Annotated in this window: 26 protein-coding genes and 3 pseudogenes; 17 read left to right on the top strand and 12 right to left on the bottom strand. The window is 64.7% G+C overall.

The features are described 5' to 3' along the window. Positions 1 to 20 precede the first annotated feature (20 nt). The 3 pseudogenes from A7U43_RS29005 to A7U43_RS03250 form a co-directional block, all read right to left on the bottom strand. Positions 21 to 555, bottom strand: a pseudogene (locus tag A7U43_RS29005) (MPT63 family protein). 287 nt (positions 556 to 842) lie between these two features. Next, a pseudogene (locus tag A7U43_RS30245) lies at positions 843 to 1466 on the bottom strand (IS3 family transposase); the annotation flags it as partial. Further along, positions 1402 to 1959 (bottom strand): annotated as a pseudogene (locus A7U43_RS03250) (class I SAM-dependent methyltransferase). The pseudogenes A7U43_RS30245 and A7U43_RS03250, both read right to left, overlap by 65 nt. A gap of 114 nt (positions 1960 to 2073) precedes the next feature. Here A7U43_RS03250 and A7U43_RS03245 point away from each other — a divergent pair. The 5 genes from A7U43_RS03245 (at position 2074) to A7U43_RS03225 (ending at position 6892) form a co-directional block, all read left to right on the top strand. Further along, positions 2074 to 2847 carry a helix-turn-helix domain-containing protein gene (locus A7U43_RS03245; RefSeq protein ID WP_418287674.1) on the top strand — a complete coding sequence of 258 codons (774 nt, stop codon included), beginning with the start codon at positions 2074 to 2076 and terminating at the stop codon, positions 2845 to 2847. 48 nt (positions 2848 to 2895) lie between these two features. Continuing rightward, positions 2896 to 3864 (top strand): sterol desaturase family protein, encoded by a 969-nt coding sequence (locus A7U43_RS03240; protein ID WP_068001790.1) that lies wholly within the window; start codon positions 2896 to 2898, stop codon positions 3862 to 3864. A 17-nt stretch (positions 3865 to 3881) separates the two neighbouring features. Further along, the gene (locus A7U43_RS03235) at positions 3882 to 4292 is read left to right on the top strand and encodes an ArsR/SmtB family transcription factor (protein ID WP_197499954.1); all 411 of its coding nucleotides are present in this window, start codon (positions 3882 to 3884) and stop codon (positions 4290 to 4292) included. Positions 4293 to 4404: 112 nt separating this feature from the next. After that, positions 4405 to 5004, top strand: a complete 600-nt coding sequence (locus A7U43_RS03230) for a cadmium resistance transporter (RefSeq protein WP_067991046.1) — start codon at positions 4405 to 4407, stop codon at positions 5002 to 5004. 427 nt (positions 5005 to 5431) lie between these two features. Next, positions 5432 to 6892, top strand: coding sequence for a fused MFS/spermidine synthase (locus A7U43_RS03225; protein ID WP_231963515.1), 1461 nt, complete (start codon positions 5432 to 5434; stop codon positions 6890 to 6892). A 69-nt stretch (positions 6893 to 6961) separates the two neighbouring features. Here A7U43_RS03225 and A7U43_RS03220 read toward each other — a convergent pair whose 3' ends face one another. Both A7U43_RS03220 and A7U43_RS03215 read right to left on the bottom strand, forming a co-directional pair. Continuing rightward, on the bottom strand, positions 6962 to 7744 hold the full coding sequence (locus A7U43_RS03220; RefSeq protein WP_231963772.1) for a serine hydrolase: 783 nt from the start codon (positions 7742 to 7744) through the stop codon (positions 6962 to 6964). A gap of 29 nt (positions 7745 to 7773) precedes the next feature. Further along, positions 7774 to 8451: a DsbA family protein gene (locus tag A7U43_RS03215; protein WP_082901998.1), complete on the bottom strand. Its 678-nt coding sequence runs from the start codon at positions 8449 to 8451 to the stop codon at positions 7774 to 7776. Positions 8452 to 8596: 145 nt separating this feature from the next. Between A7U43_RS03215 and A7U43_RS03210 the strand changes: the two genes are divergently transcribed. Then, positions 8597 to 9790 carry a L,D-transpeptidase gene (locus A7U43_RS03210; protein ID WP_231963514.1) on the top strand — a complete coding sequence of 398 codons (1194 nt, stop codon included), beginning with the start codon at positions 8597 to 8599 and terminating at the stop codon, positions 9788 to 9790. On the opposite strand, the gene A7U43_RS03205 is transcribed toward A7U43_RS03210, so the two are convergent. After that, positions 9787 to 10119, bottom strand: coding sequence for a BlaI/MecI/CopY family transcriptional regulator (locus tag A7U43_RS03205; protein ID WP_418287708.1), 333 nt, complete (start codon positions 10117 to 10119; stop codon positions 9787 to 9789). The genes A7U43_RS03210 and A7U43_RS03205 overlap by 4 nt on opposite strands. Positions 10120 to 10185: 66 nt before the next feature. Next, the gene (ripC, locus tag A7U43_RS03200; protein ID WP_067991036.1) at positions 10186 to 11268 is read right to left on the bottom strand and encodes a peptidoglycan hydrolase RipC; all 1083 of its coding nucleotides are present in this window, start codon (positions 11266 to 11268) and stop codon (positions 10186 to 10188) included. Between the two features lie 298 nt (positions 11269 to 11566). Here ripC and ctaE point away from each other — a divergent pair, with 298 nt between their 5' ends. From ctaE to A7U43_RS03180, 4 genes are all read left to right on the top strand, one after another. Continuing rightward, a complete protein-coding gene (ctaE, locus tag A7U43_RS03195; RefSeq protein WP_067991033.1) occupies positions 11567 to 12160 on the top strand; it encodes an aa3-type cytochrome oxidase subunit III in 594 nt (197 codons plus the stop codon). Continuing rightward, positions 12157 to 12474, top strand: a complete 318-nt coding sequence (locus tag A7U43_RS03190) for a hypothetical protein (RefSeq protein ID WP_067991029.1) — start codon at positions 12157 to 12159, stop codon at positions 12472 to 12474. Before ctaE ends, A7U43_RS03190 begins: the two co-directional genes overlap by 4 nt. 141 nt (positions 12475 to 12615) lie before the next feature. Further along, positions 12616 to 13272 carry a DsbA family protein gene (locus tag A7U43_RS03185; RefSeq protein ID WP_067991027.1) on the top strand — a complete coding sequence of 219 codons (657 nt, stop codon included), beginning with the start codon at positions 12616 to 12618 and terminating at the stop codon, positions 13270 to 13272. Between the two features lie 28 nt (positions 13273 to 13300). Then, on the top strand, positions 13301 to 14185 hold the full coding sequence (locus A7U43_RS03180; RefSeq protein ID WP_231963513.1) for a L,D-transpeptidase: 885 nt from the start codon (positions 13301 to 13303) through the stop codon (positions 14183 to 14185). 5 nt (positions 14186 to 14190) lie between these two features. Here A7U43_RS03180 and A7U43_RS03175 read toward each other — a convergent pair whose 3' ends face one another. Genes A7U43_RS03175 through ctaD form a run of 3 tightly spaced genes read right to left on the bottom strand, consistent with a single transcriptional unit; the run spans position 14191 to position 19171 of the window. After that, complete coding sequence (locus tag A7U43_RS03175; RefSeq protein WP_067991021.1) at positions 14191 to 14859, bottom strand: adenylate/guanylate cyclase domain-containing protein; 669 nt, start codon at positions 14857 to 14859, stop codon at positions 14191 to 14193. A gap of 8 nt (positions 14860 to 14867) precedes the next feature. Then, positions 14868 to 17384, bottom strand: a complete 2517-nt coding sequence (locus tag A7U43_RS03170; RefSeq protein WP_231963512.1) for a heavy metal translocating P-type ATPase — start codon at positions 17382 to 17384, stop codon at positions 14868 to 14870. Positions 17385 to 17425: 41 nt separating this feature from the next. After that, positions 17426 to 19171: an aa3-type cytochrome oxidase subunit I gene (ctaD, locus tag A7U43_RS03165; protein WP_068001772.1), complete on the bottom strand. Its 1746-nt coding sequence runs from the start codon at positions 19169 to 19171 to the stop codon at positions 17426 to 17428. A gap of 267 nt (positions 19172 to 19438) precedes the next feature. Here ctaD and A7U43_RS03160 point away from each other — a divergent pair, with 267 nt between their 5' ends. From A7U43_RS03160 to A7U43_RS03150, 3 genes are all read left to right on the top strand, one after another. Beyond that, positions 19439 to 20458, top strand: coding sequence for a M23 family metallopeptidase (locus tag A7U43_RS03160; RefSeq protein WP_197499953.1), 1020 nt, complete (start codon positions 19439 to 19441; stop codon positions 20456 to 20458). 96 nt (positions 20459 to 20554) lie between these two features. Further along, the gene (locus A7U43_RS03155; RefSeq protein ID WP_067991012.1) at positions 20555 to 20941 is read left to right on the top strand and encodes a BlaI/MecI/CopY family transcriptional regulator; all 387 of its coding nucleotides are present in this window, start codon (positions 20555 to 20557) and stop codon (positions 20939 to 20941) included. Continuing rightward, entirely contained in the window at positions 20938 to 21882 is a 945-nt protein-coding gene (locus A7U43_RS03150; protein WP_067991011.1) for a M56 family metallopeptidase, read from the top strand. Before A7U43_RS03155 ends, A7U43_RS03150 begins: the two co-directional genes overlap by 4 nt. 14 nt (positions 21883 to 21896) lie before the next feature. Here the strand turns inward: A7U43_RS03150 and A7U43_RS03145 are convergent, their stop codons facing one another. Then, positions 21897 to 22826, bottom strand: coding sequence for a cytochrome c oxidase assembly protein (locus A7U43_RS03145; RefSeq protein WP_082902359.1), 930 nt, complete (start codon positions 22824 to 22826; stop codon positions 21897 to 21899). A gap of 132 nt (positions 22827 to 22958) precedes the next feature. Continuing rightward, positions 22959 to 23636 carry a TlpA disulfide reductase family protein gene (locus tag A7U43_RS03140; protein ID WP_082901997.1) on the bottom strand — a complete coding sequence of 226 codons (678 nt, stop codon included), beginning with the start codon at positions 23634 to 23636 and terminating at the stop codon, positions 22959 to 22961. An 86-nt stretch (positions 23637 to 23722) separates the two neighbouring features. Between A7U43_RS03140 and A7U43_RS03135 the strand changes: the two genes are divergently transcribed. The 4 genes from A7U43_RS03135 to A7U43_RS30230 all read left to right on the top strand — a co-directional run bounded on the left by A7U43_RS03135 (position 23723) and on the right by A7U43_RS30230 (position 25990). Next, positions 23723 to 24361 (top strand): copper resistance CopC family protein, encoded by a 639-nt coding sequence (locus A7U43_RS03135; RefSeq protein ID WP_067991008.1) that lies wholly within the window; start codon positions 23723 to 23725, stop codon positions 24359 to 24361. 285 nt (positions 24362 to 24646) lie between these two features. After that, the gene (locus tag A7U43_RS30240; protein ID WP_231963511.1) at positions 24647 to 24802 is read left to right on the top strand and encodes a hypothetical protein; all 156 of its coding nucleotides are present in this window, start codon (positions 24647 to 24649) and stop codon (positions 24800 to 24802) included. A gap of 78 nt (positions 24803 to 24880) precedes the next feature. After that, positions 24881 to 25039: a hypothetical protein gene (locus A7U43_RS30235; RefSeq protein WP_231963510.1), complete on the top strand. Its 159-nt coding sequence runs from the start codon at positions 24881 to 24883 to the stop codon at positions 25037 to 25039. Positions 25040 to 25183: 144 nt separating this feature from the next. Next, the gene (locus A7U43_RS30230) at positions 25184 to 25990 is read left to right on the top strand and encodes an NlpC/P60 family protein (protein ID WP_231963509.1); all 807 of its coding nucleotides are present in this window, start codon (positions 25184 to 25186) and stop codon (positions 25988 to 25990) included. The last annotated feature ends 27 nt before the right edge of the window (positions 25991 to 26017 follow it).

Here is a 26017-nt window from a genome sequence, read left to right as displayed (position 1 = left end):
TCAACCCATCGGGAGTTCGGTCACATCTTCGCAGAACAGCACGGGCATGGTTCCTTCATACCAACGCAGCAAGGACACGGTTCCTGCATACCGACGCAGCACGGGCATTTGTCCATCGGCATCGCCATCATGGCGTCACCGCAACACCACATCAACGGCTCCGCGCCGCCAGCCGTATAGGTGACAGCCATGGGGGCAGCGCCGGTGACATCGAAGTAAATCTTGCCGGCCGAGGTCTGACCCTGAGCCAACGTTGCCCCGGAAATGCCCTGCGCGGTCGCTACTTGCCACAGCACTGGGTATCTGGTGCCTTTAGAGGTTGCCCAAAAATTCGGGATGACCGGCGTAGCGGTGCCAGAGGCCGCTGTGACGGTTGCAGTTGCCTCCCAGAGTTGCCCGGCCAGCGGATAGCCAGGGGCCTTATCGGCACTTACCTTGAGGCCCGTCACCGACCAGTCAAGCAGGCCGCCGCCATCGACGACCTGTTGGTGAGACTTCGAAGCGATGCACACCACGCTCTGCAGCGGCCACTCCTGAGAATCCGAAGCTCACCATCGCTATTACCGACGCCAGCACCGTCACCAAACCAAATCTGCGCACATCTGCTCCTTCGACCTTGCTGCTGTGTCCACTGGACTGTGCAGTGACTGGGGCATTTAGCATCCACCTACTATCTCTGTACCGAGATAGTAGATGATCTAGTCGCGCTGCTTCGTTCACGCCGCACAATGATGTCGTGAGGGAGATTCGAAGATACTCGCCGGCCTAAAGATCTGGGTGTTGTGGCGCTGGAGACTTCAATGGCGGATCTGCTGCACGAAGGGGTGACATCTTGATCTGCCCTACCTGTTGGGTTCCAGTCGCGGTGGGTAACTGACGGCGGTAAGGGTGTCGTTGGTGAAGGATAGTTCGTACTCGATCGGGGTGCGGTAGCCCAAGGCTGAGTGGCGGCGCTGCCGATGGTGGAAGATCTCACAATGTAGTCGAAGATCGCGTTGGCCAGCTCGACGCGGGTCTTCCACTTCTGGCGATCAAGGAGCTCGATCTTGCATCGAGGACCTGAAGCTCTCCGTCATAGCATTATCTGGGCCGTCAGCAGTCGATCCGAACGACGGATACAGTCGGATCTTCTCCCCGAAAACGCATGAGGTGAAATGAGTTCCGTGGTCGGCGTGGACGATGCCACCAGAAGTGGGCCGGCGATTGCGAATGGTCATACCCAACGCGTCGACCACAAGTGTGGCCTCGGCCTTCGAATCTATCGACCAGCCCACAATCCTGCGGCTGAACGCATCAAGCACTGCGCAGCAGTACAGCCACCCTTCACGCGTACGGTGTTGCGTGATTTCGTTGTCCCACACCTCATTTGGTGCGAGCCGGTGGAACTTGCGGTTGACCAGATCATCGGCGGTGGCCACGCCGCGCAGTCGCTTGACCCGCACCGGTCCGGGCAGGCCGTAGATGCCGGTCGCCGGTGGGGTGGTCGAACAACCTCCGGTAGGTGAGGCGTTCCAGGGCGTGGGAGGTGACTTCTTCGAAGTAAAACCGTCCACCGGGGGTGAGCACCCTGGCGGCTTCGGCCACCGCGGCGCGCCAGTCCGGGATGTGATGAATGATCCCGAAGTCGAACACCGCGTCGTAGCTGTCGTCGTCGGCGTTCAGCGCGGCCCGAAGGTCAGTGGCGCTGCCCTGGAACAGGGTGACCCGGTCACCCTAGAAGGCGAGCCGCTCGCTGGCCCAGTGGATCATCGCCGGGTCCAGGTCGATCGCGTCGATCCGGGTGGCGCCGAATCGCTGCAACACCAGCTCAGAGCCGTAGCCCGATCCGCAGCCGATTTCGAGGGCTCTGCTGCCCGGGAGGAGCCGGCCGCCGAAGCGCAGCAGTACCAGCACCTCGTAGAGACGTTGAAGCCACCGCCGCGGTGGCGAGTTGATCAGGGCTGTCTCCGCCCGATTCATCAGCACTGCAGACCCCTTTCCCTCGGCGGACGACGGCCATAGGTGCCCCGATCCATCGGGTTTCATGGGTGGCAACGCCCTCAAGCGATCAATAATGGACGCTATCATCGTTCTGTGGCGATAAATAGGTCCGGCGTTGATCTCAGCGTGGAACCGCGCTGGGGCGGCGCGGCACTGCTGCGGCCAGGGGTGTTGGCGTTCACCGGGTCGATCGGCACCACCGATGCCCACGCCCACCACGGCGTGCAGATCATTACCGCGACAACGGCGTTCACTGTGCTCGACGAGCACGGCGCGCGACACCGCGGCACGAAGGTGGTCGTGCCCGCCGACGCGTCACATCAGGTCGAGGTCGGCGCGCAGGAGGGCACGGTGGTGTTCCTGGAACCGGAGTCCCCGCCGGGACGGGCCGCACACCTGCGTGCGGTCCACTCCGGATGGACTGTTGCCCCAGTGCTGACGTTCACCCGCCAGCGTGCGCTGGCAACGGTGGTCGACGAGCTGATCGCGCACCTGGCGCCCGAGCCGACCGGAGACGACATGGCGCGCCATCCCGCCGTCGTCGACGCGTTGCGGCTGCTGCCCGACCTGGTGGCGGCGGGCCCGGTCAGCGGTACGGAACTGGCCGCACGGGTGGGGATCTCGGCGAGTCGGCTCACGCATTTGTTCACCGAGCAGGTCGGGATTCCGCTGCGCCGCTACGTGTTGTGGACGCGGCTGCGGATCGCGATCACCCGCGTGCAGGCCGGGGATGACCTGACCGGGGCGGCGCACGGTGCGGGGTTCGCCGACAGCGCGCACCTGACTCGCACGACCCGCGAGATGTTCGGCTTGGCGCCCTCGGTGTTGAGCCGGCACGTGTCCTGGGACCTCGACGCAGGCATGTAGCCGAATCGTTCAAGCCCCGCCGTGGCGGTGGCGGCGACGATTGACGGCATGAGTACGACTTCGACGACATCGCTGGCCACCGGCGTGGTCCAGGCGGCGGCCCGCTATGGCTACGTGCCGTTCATGCTGATCGGCCTCAACGGCGCGGGTATCGCCGTGGCCGCGGCCGGCGCCCCGAAGTTCTGGCTGCTGGCCATTCTGGTCATCGCGATCGCGACGGCGTTTCTGGTCGAACAGATCATCCCGTATGACCCGCAGTGGAACCACGACCGCGCCGATGGCACCCGCGACCGCATCTACGTCGCGGTCAACGAAACCCTCATCCTGGCCAGCGTCGCCGCCATCCCGCTCCTGGCCGCGATCGTGCTTGCACCCCAGTTGTGGCCGCACAGTTGGCCGTTCGTCGTACAGGTGCTTGCGGCGATCTTGGTCGCGGATTTTGGCATCACCGTGGTGCACCTGGCCAGCCACAAGATCGGCGTACTGTGGCGCTTTCACGCGGTGCACCACAGCATCACCCGCTTCTACGGCCTCAACGGCCTGATGAAGCACCCCGTGCACCAAACGGTGGAGATGGCTGCCGGTGTCGCACCGCTGATCCTGATCGGCTTACCGGTCGACGTGGCCTCCGTGCTGGCGCTGGCCGTGGGGATCCAGCTGCTGCTGCAGCACTCCAACGCCGACTACCGCGTCGGCCCCGCCAAGTACGTCCTGGCCCTCAACGAAGGTCACCGCTTCCATCACCTCAAATGGGCCGGCGTCGGTGACGTCAACTTCGGGCTGTTCACCCTAATATGGGATCACCTGCTGCGCACCTACTCCTACGATCCCGCCCGACGATTCGACTCCAACCAGCTGGGCATGGCCGCCAAACCCGACTACCCCAGCAGCTATCTGCGCCAGATGATTTACCCGTTTACCCGCGGCGGTGGATGCACCCTCACACCCACCACCACCGCGGCGACGAACGGCACCGAGACGGCGACGCCCGACCCCAGCGGAAAGTATCGCTGCTAACCAGCTATCATCGCCTTATGGCGATGATAGAACGGGATGGCTGCCTGGCCGGCGGCACCCCAAGAAACTCTTCGAATCTGGATGCGGCGGTGGCGCTGTTTCACAGCCTCTCCGATGCGGCCCGGTTGGCGATCCTGCGCCGCCTCGCTGACGGGGAGGCCCGCGTGGCCGATCTGATCGGGGAGCTGGGCCTGGCCCAATCCACCGTGTCAGCGCATGTGGCGTGCCTGCGAAACTGCGGCCTGGTCACCGGCCGCCCCGAAGGTCGGCAGGTGTTCTACTCGCTGACCCGCCCCGAGCTGCTCGACCTGCTCGCCTCAGCCGAAACACTGCTGACCGCCACTGGCAACGCCGTCGCGCTGTGCCCTAACTACGAAACCCGTTCCCGCACTGGCGAAACAGCTGATGCCGAGAAGACTCGCCGATGAGCGACGCTCTTGACTGCGGCAACGAGCAACTCCGCGGCGCTGACGTAGGCGCATCCGTCCTCGCTCTCACCAGATGGCCCGCACGCGACGCCGCACACACGGGGACCGGTGCATGATCTTGTCGTCGGTCTTACCTGCGATAGGCCTGTTCGTCGTCACGAACATCGACGACATCATCGTGCTATCGCTGTTCTTCGCCCGCGGTGCAGGGCAACGCGGGACAACGGCCCGGATCACCGCAGGCCAGTACCTGGGATTTACGGGGATCCTGGGCGCGGCAGTGCTCGCAACATTGGGCGCGGGAGCATTCCTCCCCCGGCAAGTCATCCCGTACTTCGGGCTCATACCCCTGGCCCTGGGACTGTGGGTAGCATTCCAAGCCTGGCGGGGGAACCACGAGGATGACGACAATGCCAAGGTTGCCGACAAGAACGTCGGTGTGTGGACCGTCGCAGCAGTCACCTTCGCCAACGGCGGGGACAACATTGGCGTTTACGTTCCGGTCTTCTTGAGCGTGGAACCTGCGGCCGTAGCGGCTTACTGCACCGTCTTCCTCGTGCTCGTCGCGGTCCTCGTCATCGCCGCCCGATTCGTCGCCACCCGCCAGCCGATCGCCGAAGTCCTCGAACGCTGGGAACACATACTCTTCCCGATCGTTCTGATCGCCCTAGGCGTCTTCATACTGGTCAGCGGACTCGTCTTCGAAAGCTAAGTCCCCCGCTCGCTCACCCCTCGATTCTGAAATGGAAGGGTTCAAGCTCGTTGCGTAGTCGAACTGTCGCCAGAAGATTTCGTCCGACACAGTGCCGCCAACCCGTCACCCACCCGGCCATCACCGCGACCCGGGCGCACACACTGCTCGGGGCAATCGGCATCTACTATCTCCGTACCCGAGACAGTAGATGGGTCCATCGCTGCCCCCGGGCGGCGATTTGACGCTGCTTGCCGCCCGCCGTGCGGACCCGACGGCGGGTTCAGCGCTTCGCTCAGCGACAGCGCGCGACGGTGTCGAGCTTGTCGCTTTTTAGCTTGCTCGCGTTTGCGAGGATGGACACGTGACCGGACCGATCTCTCCGCCCGACGAGCAGCCCCGGACTTCGCAACCGCCAATTTTGGGCCCACGTGCCGCGGCAGCGCTGGTGGCCTTTTCGTCGGCCGCAGTGTTGGTCGTGGAGATCACCGCCTTGCGTTTACTGGCCCCGTACCTCGGCCTGACACTGGAGACCAGCACTCTGGTCATCGGAATCGCGCTCGCAGCAATAGCTCTCGGCTCCTGGGCGGGAGGTCGTCTGTCCGATCGCACGGACCCGCGACAACTCATCGGATCCGCTTTCGGCGGGTCAGGCGCCGTCGTCGCGCTCACGCCGGCCGCGCTGCGGATGGCGGCGGAGTGGGCGCCTCCGCTGCTACTCATCGTGGCCTCACTGACCATTCTCATTCCGGGCGCCCTGCTGTCCGCGGTGACACCGATGGTGACCAAGCTGCGCCTGACTACGCTGGACCAGACCGGGACGGTCGTCGGACAGCTTTCTGGGCTCAGCACTGTGGGCGCCATCGCCGGCACTGTCCTTACTGGCTTCGTCCTGATCTCGCGATTGCCGGTCAGCGCCATCCTGATCGGACTCGGAACGCTACTTGTCGTGGCCGGAGCCGTTGTCGAGTGGCGAATGCGCCGCTGGAAACGCGTCAATGCCATCGGGCTTGCTCTGATCCTTCTCGTCGGCGGTCTGGCCGACTACATGGCGCCGGGGGGCTGCGATGCGGAGACCAAATACCACTGCCTGCGGGTGGTGGCCGACGCTGAACGTGACACTGGTCGCACACTGGTCTTGGACGGTCTGAAGCACTCCTACCTCGACCTCAACGACCCCACCCATCTGCAGTTCGCTTATGTCCGCGGGCTCGCCTCGGTGGTCGATACCGCGTTCCCCACGGGTCGCCCGCTGGCGGCCTATCACCTCGGCGGCGGCGGGCTCACTTTCCCGCGGTATCTGGCGGCCACCCGGCCTGGGACACGCAGCCTGGTCTCCGAGATCGACGGAGGCGTGGTGCGCACCGACCGGGACGAGCTCGGTCTGCAATCCGACGCCGGTATCGAGGTCCGTGTCGAAGACGGCAGGCTCGGGCTCGCAAGCCTGGATCCCGGCAGCCGAGATCTGATAGTCGGCGACGCCTTCGGAGGCGTCAGTGTGCCGTGGCATCTCACGACAACAGAGGCGATCGCCGATATACGCCGTGCACTCAACGGCACGGGGGTGTACGTCGCCAACCTTATCGATTACGGCCAACTGTCCTTTGCACGTGCTGAAGTCGCCACCCTGAGCCAAGCGTTCGATCACATCCTGCTCGTCGGCGAACCCCGCGATCTCGGCCTGGATGCGGCGTTCGCACCCGATGGCGGCAACTTTGTCGTCGCCGCTTCCCACCGAGCCCTGGACTTTGAGGCCATCAAGACTGCTCTGGACGCTCGGGAAACGCAGTGGACGGTCGTGCAAGGTGAGGCGTTGCGGCGGTGGATCGGTGACGCGGAGACGCTCTCCGACGACTACGCGCCCGTCGACCAGCTCTTGGAGCCGGCCCCTACGCGAAGCGCGCGATAGCGACGTCCACGCATCGATTACGTCCTGCGCTTAGCACCGACACAGGCAGGCGCTGGGCAGGCCTTTCCGCTATGGTCCCAGCAGGATTCGGGCCAGCTCGGTCGTCGTCTCGACCCCGTCGTCGTATCCGCCCGCGCCGTCGAGACCGTTCATGATCGCCAGGGTGTAGCGCTGGCCCGGACCGGCGAAGCCAACCGAGTTGACCACCCAGCCGCCCTCCTCCTGCGACCACCCGTTCTTGTTCCCCGGGCTCATCGCAGGACCGGCACCCCACACACCCCACTGCTGCGAGCTGTCCACCCGCTGCATCTCGGCGACCACCCCGGCCGCATTGGCGGCGCTGAGTCCGGTCAGCACATAGTTCATCAGCGCATCGAAATCATCGGCGGTGCCCTTCTGAAATCCCCAATACGGGTACACATCCCCGAATCCCGATTGTGGTTGCACACTTTTCATGCCGTACCGGGCAAAGTTGGTGTTGAACACATTGCCCGTCCCGCCGTAACGCGACCACAGCGCGTCGGCGGCGTCATTGTCCGAGCGGCGCAGCATCGCGACCATCTGCTCGCGGTCGGCTGCGGTGAGGCGCAGCGATCCGGCCTGTTCGCGGCTGAGCAGATCGGCCACCATCGCAAGTTTGATCGTCGACGCCGTCCAGATCGGCGTCCCGGCAGCGGCATTGCGGTAACGCGCGCCGGTGACCCGGTCCCGCAACACATAGCCGACCGTTCCCGGGCGGGTCGCGACGTACTTCTCGGCCGCGGCGATGCGCTGCTGCAGTACGCATTGCGGATCGGCGGCACCGCAGTTCGCCGCGGCGGACGGTGCGCTGATCAGGCCGGCGCACACCATCAGAACGCCGACCAGGACGGCGATCCTGTTCACCGCAGCGCGTCCTCGACGGCGGCGCGCAGGTCCTCGGCGCGGCGCAGCGCGATCTGCTGGCCGTTGACGAAGAAGGTGGGTGTGCCCATCACACCGAGCATTTCGCCGTCGCGCTGATCGACACGGATGCGTTCCAGTGTCGCCGGGTCGTTGTAGGCGGCCTCGAAGGCCGTCATGTCCAGACCGAGGTCGGCGGCGAACCCTCGGAAAACGTCGTCGGCGGGTACCCGTTGCTCACCCCATTCGGCCTGGGTGTCGAACATCTTCCGGTACATCGCTTCGAGTTGGCCCTGCTGCGCGGCGGCCTCCACGGCGCGCGCGGCACGCTCACCGTTGAAGTGCCCCGACAACGGGAAGTAGCGCAGCACGAACTCGACGCGGTCGCCGTATTCGGTGCGCAGCTCCTCGACGAGCGGGTAGGCGGCGCGGCAGCCCTCGCACTCGAAGTCGAGGAACTCCACGAGGGTGGCCTCGGGGTCCGGCGGATCGGTGAGGCGGTGGCTGCTGTCGCGCACCACCTGCGCGGCGCCGGTGTCGGCGGTGCCGGAGGGCGCCGGCGCAGCCCGGCGATCGTCGTTGTCCCCGCGGGTGATCAGCAGAACCACTGCCACCGCCACGATGGTGACGACGGCAAAAGCGGTCAGCCAGGCACGGCCGGCGCGTGTCTTCAACAACAGTTCACTTCCCTGTGGGGTCGATAATCCGGCGCGGTCACGCGCTGACGTGCATATACGTAGCAGCTACGTAGGATGGTAGCGCAACAGATTCTCGGCGACGGACAGGACGGCATTGATGAGGCGGGCGACATCAACGGTACGCATGCAAGGCACCGTGCGGACCACGACGCTGACACTGGTCACTCTGGTAGCGCTGGTCTTGGGTTTGGGCGCCTGCAGTTCGTCACCGCGGACGCCCGAGGCACAACCGATTGAGAAGGGCACACCCTACGGTGACCTGCTCGTCCCTAAACTGCAGGCTTCGGTCGCCGATGGCGATATCGGGGTCACCGTCGAGGAACCGGTGACTGTCAGCGTCGAGGCCGGCGTCCTCGGCGAGGTGACCTTGGTTAATGCGCAGGGCCGGATGGTCGCCGGCGAACTGAGCGCAGACGGTGTCTCCTGGCGCTCGGCCGAACCACTGGGCTACAACAAGGAATACACGCTTAACGCCGACGCCCTCGGATTGGGCGGGGTGACGCACACCAGCGCCACCTTCGAGACGCATTCCCCGCAGAACCTGACGATGCCTTATGTCATGCCCGACGACGGCGCGGTGGTCGGTGTCGGCCAGCCAATTTCGGTGACTTTCGACGAAGTGATCCCGGACCGGTTGGCCGCACAGCGTGCCGTCACCGTCACCACCACACCTGAGGTGGAGGGTGCGTTCTACTGGCTCAGCGGCCGTGAGATGCGGTGGCGTCCTGCGCAGTACTGGAAGCCCGGCACCAAAGTCGACGTTCGGGTGAACACCTACGGTGTTGATTTGGGCGACGGCTTGTTCGGCCAGGATGATGTCACCACCGGGTTCACCATCGGTGATGAGGTCATCGCCACCGCCGATGACGCCACCAAGACGCTGACGGTGCGGGTCAACGGTGAGGTCGCTAAGTCGATGCCGATCTCGATGGGCAAGGACAGCACGCCGACCGACAACGGCACCTATATCGTGGCCGAACGCCTTGCGGACATGGTGATGGATTCCTCGACCTACGGGGTTGCGGTGAACTCACCCGACGGGTATCGCACCGAGGTCAAGTGGGCCACCCGGATGTCCTACAGTGGGATCTTCGTGCACGCGGCACCTTGGTCGGTCGGCAGTCAGGGCCGCACCAATGTCAGCCACGGTTGCCTCAACGCGAGCACCGAGAACGCGAAATGGTTCTACGACAACACCAAACGCGGTGACATCGTCGAGGTCGTCAACACCGTCGGACCGATGCTGCCAGGCATCGACGGTCTCGGCGACTGGAACATCCCGTGGGAGCAGTGGAAGGCCGGCAACGCTGCGGCCTAGCGGTATCGCGAATCCACCTGACGCAGCGCCTCGCGCAACAGTGCGGACTCATCGGATGACATCTGTTCAAAGAGTGAGGCGAAGACCGCGTCGGGATTTCCGCCGGCCTCCAGCGCTGCGCGCATCAGGTTCGCAGAACGCTCCTCGCGGGTCATTGTCGCCCAGTAGCGGTAGGCCTTGTGTTCACGGTCGCGCCGCACCCAGCCTTTGCGATGCAGGTTGTCGAGGGTGGAAAGTACTGTTGTGTAGGCGATCTGGCGCGTTACGCAGAGCTCTTCAAACACCGCGCGCACCGTCACACCCTGCGCATTGGCCCACACACGATCCATGACCGTGGCTTCCAACTCACCCAATCCTGCAAACTGCACGCTGATCGTCTCGCCCAACCCTGCGGACTAGTATCGCCGCGCGTTGTAGATTGGCGCCGACGATATCGGAGCGACCTTCACCGGTGTGCCATACGTGGAGGCATGCACCATGTTGCCGTCGCCGATGTAGATGCCCGCGTGGGATGCATCTGCGTAGAACGTCACGATATCGCCGGGTTGCAGGGCGTCGACGGCAACGTCCTGCCCGCCGGCAGCGAGTGCCTGACTGGAGCGCGGAAGCGACTTTCCTTCCTGCAAGAACGCCCACTTGATCAGCCCGGAACAGTCAAACGACGCCGGGCCGGTGGCCCCCCATGAGTACGGCGAGCCGATGCGACTCATGGCGGCCTGCACCGCGACCGTGCCGCCCCCGGAACCGGCGACCGGGGGCGCGGCATCAGGCATTGCGAGGATCGCGGGATCCGGCGTAGGCGCGGGGGGCGCCGCGACAGGTCCGGGGTCTGCCAGCACGACTCGCTGCTCTGGGGTCAAGGCTCGATACTGCTCCTCGACGGAACTGATCTGGTCTTTGAGGAGGCTCTGTTTGGCCTGCAGATCGGCCCGGACCGCGGCGGCTTGCGCCGCGGCGGCCCGCGCCTGGTCCGCGGAGGCTTGCGACGACCGGCCGGCAGCTTGGGCTCTCAGTGTGGCGTTGCGATATCCGGCCATCCTTGCGGTCATTTGGCGCGCCATCGACGTTCGCAGCGCCAGGTCCTCAATCAACCGCTGGGGCGAAGGCGCGACCAGGACGGCACCGAGCGTGCTCGTCGATCCGGCCATATAGGCGGCAGCTGCGGCGTCGTCCACCGCCGCCTGATAGCCCGCAAGCTCGCTGCCCGCTGCCGCTGACGCGGCGAGGTTGGCGAGGTGGCGTTCCTCGGCGGCGCGCTGAGCGACCGACTTCGATTCGAGATCAATCTCCGCGCTGTACATCTGCTCGGTCAATCGCTCGGCCTCGCGGGAAAGTTCGTTCATCCGCACAAGAGCGTCGGCGGCGGGATCGGCGCTGACCGGACTCGCGCCGGCGAGGACTACAGCAGACACCAGAGCACAGACGACCGTCCTACGCCAGGCCCTACGCGACGTCGCCTGCCCGTAGCTGTAGCGCACGTGGGCTCCTTACATGACATCACCAGAATTTACGTACTAACTACGTAGATCACAGGAAGATTACGGAAATTTGGGCCATATGTCCATGCGCGGCGATCGAGAGCGCCGTGACGCCCGCGCAATCCACGCGCACACACGAGCGGCACATCTCAATACTGTTATAAACCAAGCGAATATCTTGGTGCCGACCGGCTGATATTCAAACCTGGGGCCGTCGCAGTTGGAACACCCTCCACCGTGTGCAATAGTACGTACTTAATACGTAGATCGCGCAGTAGGCCACACCGTGAGGAACACGATGACAAGCGGAACCGCCATCACGGCGAAGGTCCACTCCCTGAATCGGCCGAACATGGTCGCCGTGGGCACCATCGTGTGGCTTTCAAGTGAACTGATGTTCTTCGCCGGTTTGTTCGCGATGTACTTCACGGCGCGCGCGCAGGCCGATACGTGGCCTCCAGAGCCCACCGAGTTGAATCTGGCACTGGCAGTACCCGTGACGCTGGTGCTGGTCGCGTCCTCGCTGACCTGCCAGATGGGGGTGTTCGCCGCCGAACGCGGCGATGTCTTCGGCCTACGCCGATGGTATGCCGTCACCCTGGTCATGGGCCTGTTCTTCGTCCTGGGCCAAGGCTATGAGTACATCAAACTCGTCGGCGAAGGGACCACCATCGCCAGCAGCGCCTACGGATCGGTCTTTTACTTGGCCACCGGGTTTCACGGACTGCACGTGATCGGTGGACTGGTGGCCTTCGCAATGCTGTTGGTGCGTACGAGAATGAGTAAGTTCACCCCCGCCCAGGCAACAGCGGCAATCGTCGTCTCGTATTACTGGCACTTCGTGGACATCGTCTGGATCGCACTGTTCGCCGTGATCTATTTCGTGCGATGACCCCCCGTCTGGTCGCATTATTTTCGGCGATCGCCGTGACGGTCTTTGTCCTCTTCGCAGCACTGCCGGCTACGGCCCAAGCGGTTGCCTCGACGTCGTCGACACCCTCACCGACCATCACGACCCCCACCACCCACAGCTACGACGACTCGCACCCCGATCAGCAGGAGTCCGGATCAAATCCGGCCTTCTGGATTTTGGGAGCCGCGGCCATCGGCCTGATAATCATCGCCACCATCATGTTTCGCGCGGGGCGCCCACCCCGAGTACATCTGGCGCGGGGTGGCCCTCCGACCGATGAGCCGCAGACGTAACCGACTGTTGCCGTGGCGCTTATGCCCACTGCGTAACCGTTGAACTATCTACTGCCTTACTACGTATATAATTGATCTTACGGCTGCACGTCCAGGAACACGTGGCGACAACAGCCGCTATAGGCAAAAGGATGTGCACTGGTGGCCCCTCTCACACGACTTCTGTTGACCGCATTTGTGGTCATCACCGCCGTCATCGGCGCGGGCGTGTACCTGTCCGTGCGGGATGCATCCACCGTCACTGCCCAAGGGCAGGTCGAAGACGCCGGGCAGCTCGTTCGAGACAACAGTCATCGCCTCAGCACCGCGCCCGACAGCGATGTCACCTTCGTCGAGTTTCTGGACTTCGAATGTGAAGCTTGCCGGGCAGCGTTCCCACTCGTCGAGCAGCTACGCACCGAGTATGCCGACCGGGTCAACTTTGTGGTCCGCTACTTCCCCATCCAATCGCACTTCAACGCCGAGCGGGCGGCACGGGCCGTCGAGGCCGCCGCCCAGCAGGGCAAGTTCGAGCCGATGTACAAGAAGATGTTCGAGACGCAGAGCCAGTGGGGTGAACAGCAAGAGCCCGCGGATGCGACCTTCCGCGGATTCGCCATCGAACTGGGCATCGACACCCTCGCGTTCGACACCGCCTACAACGATCCCGCCACCCTCGACCGCATCAATATTGATGTCGCAGACGGCGAAGCTTTGGGCGTCAAGGGCACTCCGACGATCTTCCTGGACGGTCAGCAACTGGAGTTCAGAACCTATGAGGACATGTCGGCAGCGGTCGATAAGGCACTGGCGAAGTAGCGGAAGCATCAGGCAATCAATGGATCCCATGTATCGTTCGCTCGCCGTGATCGTCGCCGCCGGATCGGCGGTCATCGCGCTCTCCACAGATGCGACAGCATCTGCCGAACCGACGGTGCCGACCCCTACCGTCCCCAGCGAACCGTTCGCGACACCGGTTGTGCCCGGCGCAACACCCGCGGGGCAGAACACAGCACCTTATGTCGGCGAGCCGGTTTTCGCGCCGCCCACCTTCAATCCGCTCAACGGCTCCTTGGTCGGCGTGGCCAAGCCCATCATCATCAATTTTCAACGTCCGATCGCCAACCGCCCGATGGCCGAACAAGCCGTCCGCATCTCCTCGAACCCTCCGGTGCCCGGGAAGTTCTACTGGATGACCGACACTCAGCTGCGCTGGCGCCCTGTGGACTTCTGGCCCGCCAACACGATCGTCAACATCGATGCCGGCGGCACGAAGTCGAGCTTTCGCACCGGCGACGCGCTGGTGGCAACCATCGACGACGCGACTCACCAGATGGAGGTCATGCGCAACGGCGAGCTCGTCAAGACGATCCCGGTCTCTCTGGGTAAACCGGGGTATGAAACCCCTAACGGCACTTACTACGTGCTGGAGAAGTTCGCCGACATGGTCATGGACTCCTCGACCTACGGAGTTCCGATCGATTCCGCCGAGGGCTACCGGTTGAAAGTTCAGGACGCGGTCCGTATCAACAACGCGGGGATCTTCGTGCACGGGGCGCCCTGGTCGGTCGCCGACCAAGGCAAGCGCAACGTCAGTCACGGCTGCCCGAACCTGAGTCCTGCGGACGCTCAGTGGTTCTTCGACAACTTCGGCAGCGGAGACCCGGTCGTGGTCAAGAACTCGGTCGGCACCTACACCGAGAACGACGGTGCACAGGACTGGCAGATCTGACCCATTCAGGCAGGCGACGTGCGCCGTTCGTACTGGCGTAGACACGCCAACGAACAGAAGCGATACGACACGCCCCCCACTGAGATCGCCCATTTCGGGGTACCGGAGCTGACGTGCATCCGGCATACCGGATCGACGTGGTCCCGGTGGCTGCTCCCGACGTCGAGGACGAACGCCTCGACCGGCATCTCGATGTTGCGTAAAGGCAACGGGCCCAACGCTACCGCTTCGGGTCCGGCTCCGTCCCGCAGCTGCGAGACTGCGGTGATACTGGCAACGATCTGACCGGACTCGGCGATGTCGGCAAGCCTGGCTGCGATATTGACAGTCGCTCCGAAGACATCGCCCCGGCGTTGGACGACCGTACCCGCGCTCATCCCCGCACGCAGCAACGGGAATCCGGAACTTCCCCGGGTTACGTCGTTGAGGCGGCGCAGCAATCGGAGCGCGCTTGCGGCGTCTGTGCTGGTGATCATGAGAGCGTCACCGATGCTTTTGACCACCTGGTCGCCCGGCCCGAGCAGTGTCTCGGCGATTTCGGCGAAGTCGCTCGCCAGGCGGGCGGCGTGATGGTCGCCGTGCACATTGGTCAACGCCGTGAAGCCCGCCATGTCGACGAACACGACGACCGTGTCGACGTCGTCGTGCTCGAAACCGACCGGCAGACCGGACATCGCTGCAGCTACCTCGCGTTCAGGGTCGGCGGCGTGGTCAGCGGCCGTACCGGCGTCGCGAGCAGACGCAACGCGTTGACCACGACGATGAGCGTCGACCCCTCATGGATGAGCACCGCCGGCCCGATGCCCAAGCCCAGAACCGTCGCCGGGATCAGCAGTGCGACGATACCCAGGCTCGCCCAGAGGTTCTGCTTGATGATGCGTGAGGACCGCCTGCTCAGATCCACCGCGAACGGCAGCGCCGTGAGGTCATCGGCCATCAAAGCGATGTCGGCGGTCTCCAGCGCCACGTCGGACCCGGCCGCCCCCATGGCGATGCCGACGCTCGCGCTGGCCATCGCAGGCGCATCGTTGACACCGTCGCCGACCATACCAACTCGTCCGTGGCGCAACCGCAGCGCCGCGATCTCGGACACCTTGTCCTCGGGCATCAGGTCGCCGCGCGCGAACCCGACACCCACCTGGGCCGCGACGGCATCGGCCACCCGTTGGTTGTCACCGGACAACATGACGGTGTGCTCGATTCCGAGATCACCCAGACGCGTGATCACCGCCGCGGCCTCGGGCCTGGGCACATCCATCAATCCGATCGCACCCAACCAGCGCTCACCCGCGCGCACCACCATGGTGGTGCGGCCCGCCTGTTCCAGAAAGTCGACATCTGCGGCCAGTTGGCTGGGCAGCGGTAATCCAGCTTCGGTGAAGAGTTCGCGTTTCCCGATCAGGACTTCGACGCCCCCCACGGAGGCCGCGATGCCGCGACCGATGAACGTGCGGACGTTGGTCGCTCTGGGCACCCCGGCCCCGTCCAGCCGGGCACGACCGTAGCGGACGATGGCGCGCGCGAGCGGGTGATCGCTTTGCTCCTCAACAGCCACGGCGACACTGAGCAATTCGGCATCACCGGAACCTGTCGTGGCGATCACGTCGGCGATCTGCGGCCGGCCCTCGGTCAGCGTTCCGGTCTTGTCGAACGCCAACACCTGAACGCGGCCAAGTTCCTCCAGTGCGGCACCACCTTTGACCAACACGCCGGCCCGGGCCGCCCGGGCCACCGCCGACAACACCGCGCTCGGGGTGGCGATGGCCAGCGCGCAGGGGCTTGCGGCCACCAGCACGGCCAGTGCCCGGTAGACGGTGGCGGTAAATGGCTCATCCACCACCAGGCCGGCGAACAGCAACAGCACCACCCCCACAAGGATTGTCGGCACGAAGATGCGTTGGAATCTGTCCGTGAAGCGCTGAGTCGAGGTGGTCTTGGTCTGAGCCTGCGCGACCAGCCGGACGACCCGCGCCAACGTCGAGTCGGCAGCCAATCTGGTCACCTGGATTTCGAGGGCACCGGACCCGTTGATCGTGCCGGCGAACACCCGCGATGTCGCGTCCAGGAGTTCCGGTGCGGCTGTTGCCGCAGCGACATCGGGTACGGGTCGCTTGTCGACGGGCACGCTCTCACCGGTGACCGGAGCCTGGTCGATGCTGCTGGCGCCGGCGACGACGAAGCCATCGGCGGCAAGTCGCATATTGGGCCGCACCACGACGATATCCCCGACACGCAGGTCCGCAACGGGTATCTCGATGGTGTCGCCGGTTCTCCCACGCCGCACGAGGGCAGTCTTGGGCGCTAGCTCGGCGAGCGCCTCGATCGCTCGGCGGGCGCGGCCCATCGCGTATCCCTCCAGCGCATGACCGACGCTGAACAGAAACAGCAACAGCGCGCCTTCGGCGATTTCACCGAGCGCGGCGGCACCGGCCGCCGACACCAGCATGAGGAAGTCGATCTCGAACCTCCCGTGCCGGACACTGGCATAGGCCTCTTGCACGGTGAAGTACGCACCGAAGAAGAACGCCAGGCAGTAAACCACCACCTCGACAGCCCGGGGGGTGCCGGCGAAGGCGGCCAGTAACCACCCGGTCAGCAGCAATGCGCCAGACAGACCCGCGAAGACGAGTTCGCTACGCTCCCCCAAGATTCCGCCATGGCGATGCTCATCGTCCGAGGGGTCCTCGGGGTGCGTGTGATCGCCTTCGACATCGGATGCCGGCGGTTGAGCGCGACTCCATTCAGCGATGGCGTCGACGATCTCCTGTCCGGTGACTGCTGAGCGCTCGAATTCGACTTCGACCGAGCGCGGTGTCTGCTGTGCAGCAACGACTCCCGGCAGCGCACGCAGCTTTTCGATCACGGCGGCGAGGATGGTCTGGTCGTTGTCGATGTCGGTCGGCGACCAGCTCAGGTGGCCGTACTGGGTGGTGATGGTTTCGGCCGCCTGACGTGCCCGCCGTTGCACGTCGACCGAGCTCACCGTGCCCGGGTCGTAGTGCACGCATAGACGAGGTGTGGGGCTGGCCCCCGCAATGAGATGTGCTTCCTTGATGATCGCGTCGGCAGCGAGGCCGTAAGTCAGCCGGTCTGCACAGCGCTCGTCGCTACTGGGAAGGAGGTCGGCAAGTTCGAGCGCCAGAGTTTTGATCGCCGGCGACGTGTTGCGGTCAGATGCGCCGCAGTCTCGATCGGTCACACATGCAATTATACGCATGTATGCATGTGGGTCGTCAATGCTCAGGTGCGGACGTGCTCGTCATCAAGCCGGGTCACGTCGCCGTCATCGGGTCCGTGCGCTCGGCCGATATGGGCCTCGGCACGCATTCGCTCCACCATGTGCGGGTAGTGCAGCTCGAATGCCGGCCGCTCCGAACGGATCCGGGGCAGTTCGGTGAAGTTGTGCCGCGGCGGCGGGCAGGACGTCGCCCACTCCAGCGAGTTGCCGTAACCCCACGGATCGTCGACAGTCACCGGTTCGCCGTAACGCCAGCTCTTGAACACGTTCCAGACGAACGGCAACGTCGAGATCCCCAACACGAGTGCACCGATGGTAGAGATGACGTTCAGCGTGGTGAAACCGTCGCTGGGCAGGTAGTCCGCGTAACGACGCGGCATCCCGTCGTTGCCGAGCCAATGCTGGACCAGGAACGTGGCGTGAAAGCCCAGGAAGGTCAGCCAGAAGTGCAGCTTGCCCAGGCGCTCGTCGAGCAGGCGGCCCGTCATCTTCGGGAACCAAAAGTAGATGCCCGCGTAGGTGGCGAACACGATGGTGCCGAAGAGCACGTAATGGAAATGTGCGATGACGAAGTAGGTTTCGCTCACCTGGAAATCGATGGGGGGGCTGGCCAGCAGCACGCCCGACAGGCCACCGAGCAGGAAGGTGATCAGGAAGCCCACCGAGAACAGCATCGGCGTCTCGAAGGTCAACTGCCCCTTCCACATCGTGCCGATCCAGTTGAAAAACTTGATACCGGTCGGCACCGCGATCAGGAATGTCATGAACGAGAAGAACGGCAGCAGTACCGCGCCGGTGGCGTACATATGGTGCGCCCACACCGCGACCGACAGTGCCGCGATACCCAGCGTCGCGTAGATCAGGGTGGTATACCCGAAGATCGGTTTCCGGCTGAACACCGGGAAGATCTCCGAGACGATGCCGAAGAACGGCAGCGCGATGATGTACACCTCGGGGTGACCGAAGAACCAGAACAGGTGCTGCCACAACAACACACCACCATTGGCGGGGTCATAGATGAGCGATCCGAGATGTCGGTCCGCGAGCAATGCAAAGAGCGCCGCGGTCAGCAGCGGGAAGGCCAGCAGCACCAGGATCGAGGTCACCAGGATGTTCCAGGTGAAGATCGGCATCCGGAACATCGTCATACCGGGGGCACGCATGCAGACCACCGTGGTGATCATGTTGACCGCACCCAGGATGGTGCCCAAACCACCGACTATCAATCCGACGATCCATAGATCCGCCCCCGCACCAGGGCTATGGATGACGTTTGAGAGCGGCGTGTAGGCGGTCCAGCCGAAGTCGGCGGCGCCACCGGGGGTGATGAAGCCGCCCATGGCGATGAGCGCACCGAACAGGAACAGCCAGAACGACAGCGCGTTCAGCCGTGGGAACGCGACATCTGGGGCACCGATTTGCAGGGGCAGCACCAGGTTGGCGAAGCCGAACACGATCGGGGTCGCGTAGAACAGCAGCATCACCGTGCCGTGCATGGTGAACAGCTGGTTGTACTGCTCATTGGACAGGAACTGCAGGCCCGGCAAGGTCAACTCGGTGCGCATCAGCAGGGCCATCAGCCCGCCGGCCATGAAGAACCCGAAGCAGGTCACCACGTACATCATGCCGATCAGCTTGTGATCGGTCGTGGTGATCATCTTGTAGATAATGTTGCCCTTGGGGCCCATGCGCTGCGGGAACGGCCGCCGTGCCTCGAGTTCTCCTGCCGGGGGCGCTTCGGCTACCAACGAATCCTCCTGCTGCCGCGTGTCCCTCGCAGACCGTGTCATCTACTAGGTAGACCCGTAGATTAACCTACTGAGTAGATCAGTACTAATTCAAGTAGTTTTACGCAGAGGGCGCCGGACGTTGGCGCTGGCCATCGAAGCGCCACCTTGGCCGCGGAGCTTCACGACGCGCGACGACCCTGTGACGGTTGCCGAATCGCTTTCGCTCAGTTAGCGTCTCGCCATCAGATAACAGAACGGTAACGGCAGGGGAAGTTCGATTTGGTGGTGCAGCGACCGGGAGCTCGACCAGGTGCGCGCGCCGCGCACCAGCGAGCCACCGACCCCACTGAGATCCTGCCCGTCTACGCGCCGGATATCATCGCGGCGGCACCGGCTGTCGCGCGCACCCCGTTCGCCAAAGACTTGGCGGTCCTGCGAGCTCCCGAACTCGACGACACCAACGATCTGATCGAGCAGTGGCCCCTGCTGTTGCTGGGGCCCCGGCCCGACGCGGTGACACGACAACGCTCGGCACGCGAAGAATTCCGCCGCTCGGCCCCGGAGCACCCGAGGCCCGCTGCCCGCACGACGCGACGGACACCTCCTGCGCGTCAACACCGACCCACGTCGCATCGCAAGACTCCCGCAGCCGTTGGCCCGGTCCGCAGCAGACTGATCATCGCCGGTGTCGCGGCCGGGGCGGTGGCCGCTGCGGCCAATGCCGCGACCAATGCGGCCCAACCCGGGCCGGATTCGACCCCGACATTGGCCTCCGCCGGCCCGTCGGTTGCCGCCTCGGGGATCCAAATCGTGCCGGTCATCAACGCCGCCGAGTCGGCGATCCATACCGAGGAAGTCACCCGCGGTGCGGCTTTCGCCCGCGAACGCGCTGCGCGAGAAGCAGCGCTGCGCCGTCCACAGTTCGTGTATCCGACCAACGGCATCTTGACCTCGGCATTCGGAACGCGCTGGGGCACCCTGCACGCAGGACTGGACATCGCCAACGCGGTCGGAACCCCCGTGTACGCCGCCGCAGACGGTGTGGTCATCGCGTCGGGGCCCACGCCCGGCTACGGCATGTGGGTCAAAATCCGGGGCGCAGACGGCACCGTGACGCTCTACGGACATATCGACACGACCACGGTGGAGGTCGGCGATCGCGTGATCGCCGGCGATCAGGTCGCCACCATGGGCAACCGGGGCAATTCCACCGGTCCCCACCTGCATTTCGAAGTACACGCCAACGGATCGCAGAAGATCGACCCGGCGACGTGGTTGCGGGTGCGCGGCGTGACCGTCGGTTGAGAGGGTGCGCCACGCAGGCGACGGTGGCAGCGCCGAGATCCCGGCGCTGCCCCGCACACCGTAAGCTGTCTACGGACTTAGTCAGGAGGTTCGGGTATGGCGCGGGTGCGTGGTTTCGGAGAACTAGAGGCGACGATCATGGATCGTCTGTGGAGCCGCGCCGCAGATTCGGGCGCCACAGTCCGCGAGATCCTCGACGAACTACTCACCGAGCGCGACATTGCCTACACGACGGTCATGTCGACAATGGACAATCTGCACGGCAAGGGCTGGCTCACGCGCGAACGTGAAGGCAGGGCCTACCGCTACCGGCCCACCCTGACCCGTGAAGAACACAGCGCCCGGCTCATGCTCGAAGCACTGAGCGGCGGTGGCCGCTCCGAGGCCGTGCTGAGCCATTTTGTCGCACAGATCGACGCCGCGGAGTCGGCGGATCTACGGGCCGCACTGCGCAGACTGGCACGCAAAGCCGGCCGACGATGACCGTCGCGGCAGCATTGGCCCTCTACGTCGCGACGGTCCTCGTCGCGGGGCCACGACTTCTGCGCCGAATCATCGCCGACGGTTTCGCACCCCGGCTGGCGATCACCGCTTGGCTTGCGGCGGTGGTGACAGTACTCGGGTCCGCTGTCGCTGCGGTGGCGATGACACTGATCGAGGCGGCGGGCCACTGGGACAGCCCGGATGCCCTACTCGCCTCCTGCATCGAACGCCTCAACGCCATTCTGGTGGGCCACTCCGGGTGGCCGGCGCAAATCGTGGCGATTCTCGCGGTGGCCGGCACGCTGAGCGGTCTGGCCGTGGTGTGCCTGCGCGGACTGCGGGCTCTGCGCCGAATGCGCGCCCACACACTCGATCATGCCGATGCAGTGCGCCTGGTCGGCCGATCCGATGGCAGCGACCTGGTCGTCATCGAAGCCCCCGAGCCGGCTGCCTACTGTGTCGCCGGACGCCCGGCCGCGATCGTCGTGACCTCGGCGGCCATCGCAGCGCTGAACCAACAGCAGCTGGCCGCAGTCATCGCCCACGAACGAGCGCACCTCGCCGGCCGGCACGCCCATATTGTGGCAGCAGTGCGCGGTATCGCCGCGGCGCTGCCCAGAATCCGCTTCTTGACTGTTGCCGCCACCGAGATCTGCGCCCTGCTGGAAATGTGCGCCGATGATGCCGCCGCACGACGGCACGGCCGCCAGCCACTGCTTGCCGGCCTGCTGACGTTATCGGGTGCGGTGGCACCGGCACATGGTCTGGCCGCGGCCAGTGTGGCCGTCTTGGCTCGCGCCAAGCGTCTCACCGACCCTCCCAAGACGCTGGCGCAGATCCGACACCGGATCACCTTGGGCGGCGCCGTTGCCGCGATCGCCGCCACACCTGTCGCGATCGGGCTGCTCGCACTCTCTGGCGCCTTGATGTGTTTCGCCTGACCAGTCCGATGCACTCATCCCCCGTCCCGTGGATCCGCTGAGCCGGGCACACCACGAGGCTGTCCATGCAGCTGTCGCAGAAATGCGTTGTAGGCCGCCAGATCGGCATCACGGCCTTCGATGTCGGCCTCGGACTTCTCTGACTGCGACTGCTCGTCGCGACGCCATCGGATGGCAAACACCAGCACGATCAAGAGTGCGACCGGCTCGCCGTAGGACCATGCCAGCGCGCCGGCCACCGCCTGATCGGCAACGGGATTGACATTCCAGTGCGCGGGGGGCTGGGCGAAGGTTTCGGTCAGCGTTCGGGGCGCCATCATCAGGATCACTCCGATGAAGACGTGCAGTGGCATCTCGACGAAGATGTCGAAGAATCGTCCGAGGTTGCTCTGCCGCACCGGCAGCGGGCCGGTGGCCAGAATCGGGATGATGAACAACATCCCGCTGGCGAGGAAGAACACCTGCAACGCAAGGTGCCCGCCAACACTGGCAGCCGCCGCATCAAACAGGTCAGACAGATACAGACCGTAGTAACTCAGCAGAAACACCGGAATGGTGAACCCGGGATGCAGCAGCATTCGGCTCGCCCGGCATCGCAACGCGCCCAACGCGACGACCAGGACGTAGCGCCCGAGACCTCGGTGCGAGGTGGACCGCAGCAACAACAGCCCCGGCGACCCCAAAACCAGCAGGGGTGGCACGAGAATCGACAGTGTCAGATGTTGGAACATGAATGCGCTGAACAGCCGGTAGCCATAGCTGTCGATCGCCAGACCGGTCACCGCCGCGAGCACCGCGCAGCCCGACAGAAAGCTCGATGTGCGGATCCGACTCCACCGCCGACCTGTCCTTTGGTATCTGCCCACGGCGAACAGGTACCAACCGGCCATTGCGACCGCGACAAGTGGGAGCAAGGGAACCGGGGGTGGTATCCAGTCGAACATGCGCAGCACCGAAGGTGGTTCCGTGGGTAGCGTGAGGTCACCGATCACGGCGGTGGCTTCCGGTCACCGCACCGGGTTCGATCTGTGCAGGCTTGGCGCACTGCCGTGGTATGCCGGCGCGCAGCGCCGCGTCTACTGTCCACCGCTGCCGCCGGGTGGTTCTGAGGCAAGGCGACGCACTACAGGCTCAAGATCGGAGGCCAGCAGCGCGCGCAGAAACACCGCTGCCACACGATGGTTACGGTCCAGGACGACAGTCGACGGGATCACCGTGGTGGGGTATCGGCCGCCGAACGCGATCATCGTGCGCATCGAGGGGTCATAGATCGACGGGAATGTGACATTGCGGTCGACGATGAAATCCACCGCGGCCTGCCGGTTGTTGTCGCGGACGTCGATACCCAGAAAGGCCACCCCTTGATCACGGGTTGCGTCGTAAACCTGCTGCAGCTCCGGCATCTCGGTACGGCACGGAGCGCACCACTGGCCCCATACGTTGATGACCACCACTTGGCCGGCGAAGTCATCCACCGACACTGTGCGACTAACGTCCAGAAGGTCGGGTCCACTGATCGGCCCCGGCCGCGAACGATTTTCCGGTGGATTGTAGAAGATGTCGACCTGACCGCCGGGAGCAACGAATTCAAATGAGCCACCTTGGGCGACCGCACCCGCACCAGTGGAGCACCCCGGCAACAACCCGACAATCAACGCGGCGCCCACCGCCACCCAGCGCACCCTCCCCGGGGGGTCGACGCGCCGCCGCAACGGACGTCCAGGGTCACCGCGGCGCACGCTACTTCGGGGCATCAGCGACCTCCCTACGGCCAATACTACGTATTTACTACGTAGTATAGTAGCGCGAACGCGACCGACCGGAACGGGAGTCCAACGACGTGCACTCGATCATGCGCCTGCTGCTGATATGCGAGGCCACGTGGGCCTTTCTGGCGCTGGGTTCCGGTACGGCCGCGGCACACACGGCGATGACGGCCTCCGATCCAGCAGAAGGCTCCACGCCGATAGCCGCGCCGGTCAGCATTACGTTGACTTTCAACGAGGAGATCAATCCGACCTTCGCCAGCGCCGTCCTCAACGATGCCGGTGGGCGCAATTGGCTGACAAACTCACCGCAGGTGCAGGGGTCGCAGTTGCGCGTCGACCTGGGGCCGGACCTACTACCCAACGGGGAATACACCGTGGGCTACCGCGTGCTGTCCGCCGACGGGCACCCGGTATCCGGTTCATTCGCCTTCACCCTCAACGCGCCCGGCAGCCAGCAGTCCACACCCGCCGCCGCCCCAGGCTCAGATATCCCCACCGCGGCCACGGCGCAGCCGGCACCCGCGCCGGCCGACGAGGACACCAGCACCAGCACCAGCACCAGCACGGCGATACTGGTGGCCGCCGCCGTGGGCATTGCCGCCGGAGGTGTGATCGCAGCCTGGCAGGCAAGGAAGCGGAGACGCGCAGCCGGTTCCGATGCGCGCGCCGCATCGACGCAACCGCCGCCCACTGCCGAGCCACCGGCCTGACACGCTCGTCGATCGGGCCCCGAACATTCCGCTGATTGGCCATCGCCGCCAGCGCGCAGACTTTTCGCGCGGGAGCGATGTCGTTGGACGGCAGGGCTTTACGGACTGAGACACAGCCCGCCAGAATCAACAGGCACTCAGGTCACAGCTGTGTGACAGATGTTACGGGTGGGACATCGGCGTTATACGCTCCACTGTAATACGTAGTTACTCAGTAGTTATGGCTGCTGGCGACCGGTGGAGGGCGCACCCATGGGTTTACCGAGACGACCACTCCTGCCAGCGGTGGTGCCTCTGGTAGTGGCGTTGACGGTGGGCGGGCAGCCGGTTGCCGCTGCCAATCCCGATGGCGCGACACCGGAAGTCATCGCCCGACTTGTCGGCGATGTGGCGCGCGCCGACGAACAACTGGCCGCCCTGCAGGCAGAGGTCCACAGTTAGCAGGAGTCAGTCATGAAAGCTCTTCATCAAGTCCAAAGTGCCCGTGACGCGGCTGATTCCACCCAACGTGCACTCGACTTGGCGAAGCGTCAAACGCAGGACGCCACCGATCTGGTGGGGCGCGCCCAGCAGCGATTCGACCAGTTCGCTGCGGCCCAGTATGTGCGCGGACCGTCCCCACAGAGCCTGCTGCCGTCAAACCCCGAGCAGGTGATCTCCACCGCGGCAACCCAGTAAACGTTGGCGCTGGCGTTTTCCGAAGCGCGAGAAGGCCTGCAGCGAGCGCGGGTCGACCAGGCCAACGCGCAATCGTCGGCGCGGATTGCCCAGGAGCGTACAGATCAAGCTCTCCGAGACGCCCAGTCCCGCTACGACGAGGCGGTGCAGACCCTGCGTGCGACCGAATCGGCGTTCAGCACCAAGGAAGAGCAGATCGAATCCGCTGCCAATACGGCGCGCCTTATGCGGGAACGCCTGCAGCAGGTGCGCGGGCCCGCCGCACCGACGACCCAACAGGCTTCCCCGCCTGCTGAGCCACCTGGCAACTGGGACACCCGAGAACCGACATCCGCGACCGATACCGGTTGGGACACCGCAACCCCGGCTGTTCCGCGTGCTGACCTCAGTGATCCGGTGGCCATCGTCAACTCGGTGCTGCAGGTGTCCGCCGCGTCCGCGCAACTCACCACTGATCTGGGCCGTCGGTTCCTGGTCAAGCTGGGGCTCATCCCGAGCGCGTCGCCCCCGACAGCAGCGACACCCGGCCGGATCCCGCGCCTCTACGGCCAGCAGGCGGTGGAGTTCGCCATCCGCCGCGGGATGTCGCAGCTGGGAGTTCCCTACTCGTGGGGTGGTGGCAATGCCGGTGGACCGACACGGGGAATTGATCAAGGCGCCGGGACGGTCGGCTTCGACTGCTCGGGGCTGATGGTGTTCGCCTTCGCCGGTGTCGGCATCAACTTGCCCAAATACTCAGGCGCTCAATATGACCAGGGGCGTCGTGTCCCCGTGGCGCAATTGCGTCGCGGTGACCTCATCTTCTGGGGTCCCGGCGGCAGCCAGCACGTCGCCATCTATCTGGGACAAGGTCAGATGCTCGAATCGCCGTTCACCGGTTCCCAGGTGCGGATCGCTCCGTTGAGAGCCAGCGGCATGACCACCCATGTTGTGCGGCTCATCGAGTCGTGAGCACCACGTCAGCCGAGTACGCCTCCC

It is taken from the genome of Mycobacterium adipatum, assembly GCF_001644575.1.
GTDB lineage: Bacteria > Actinomycetota > Actinomycetes > Mycobacteriales > Mycobacteriaceae > Mycobacterium > Mycobacterium adipatum.
This window is presented reverse-complemented; position numbering and strand designations above follow the sequence as displayed.

Bases quoted from the DNA above. Each gene is read 5' to 3' on its own strand.
- A7U43_RS03240 (WP_068001790.1), top strand. From the start codon at position 2,896: ATGAGTACGACTTCGACGACATCGCTGGCCACCGGCGTGGTCCAGGCG.
- A7U43_RS03235 (WP_197499954.1), top strand. From the start codon at position 3,882: ATGGCGATGATAGAACGGGATGGCTGCCTGGCCGGCGGCACCCCAAGA.
- A7U43_RS03230 (WP_067991046.1), top strand. From the start codon at position 4,405: ATGATCTTGTCGTCGGTCTTACCTGCGATAGGCCTGTTCGTCGTCACG.
- A7U43_RS03220 (WP_231963772.1), bottom strand. From the start codon at position 7,744: ATGGTGTGCGCCGGCCTGATCAGCGCACCGTCCGCCGCGGCGAACTGC.
- A7U43_RS03210 (WP_231963514.1), top strand. From the start codon at position 8,597: ATGCAAGGCACCGTGCGGACCACGACGCTGACACTGGTCACTCTGGTA.
- A7U43_RS03205 (WP_418287708.1), bottom strand. From the start codon at position 10,119: ATGGATCGTGTGTGGGCCAATGCGCAGGGTGTGACGGTGCGCGCGGTG.
- ctaE (WP_067991033.1), top strand. From the start codon at position 11,567: ATGACAAGCGGAACCGCCATCACGGCGAAGGTCCACTCCCTGAATCGG.
- A7U43_RS03190 (WP_067991029.1), top strand. From the start codon at position 12,157: ATGACCCCCCGTCTGGTCGCATTATTTTCGGCGATCGCCGTGACGGTC.
- A7U43_RS03180 (WP_231963513.1), top strand. From the start codon at position 13,301: ATGTATCGTTCGCTCGCCGTGATCGTCGCCGCCGGATCGGCGGTCATC.
- A7U43_RS03175 (WP_067991021.1), bottom strand. From the start codon at position 14,859: ATGTCCGGTCTGCCGGTCGGTTTCGAGCACGACGACGTCGACACGGTC.
- A7U43_RS03155 (WP_067991012.1), top strand. From the start codon at position 20,555: ATGGCGCGGGTGCGTGGTTTCGGAGAACTAGAGGCGACGATCATGGAT.
- A7U43_RS03150 (WP_067991011.1), top strand. From the start codon at position 20,938: ATGACCGTCGCGGCAGCATTGGCCCTCTACGTCGCGACGGTCCTCGTC.
- A7U43_RS03145 (WP_082902359.1), bottom strand. From the start codon at position 22,826: ATGTTCGACTGGATACCACCCCCGGTTCCCTTGCTCCCACTTGTCGCG.
- A7U43_RS03140 (WP_082901997.1), bottom strand. From the start codon at position 23,636: ATGCCCCGAAGTAGCGTGCGCCGCGGTGACCCTGGACGTCCGTTGCGG.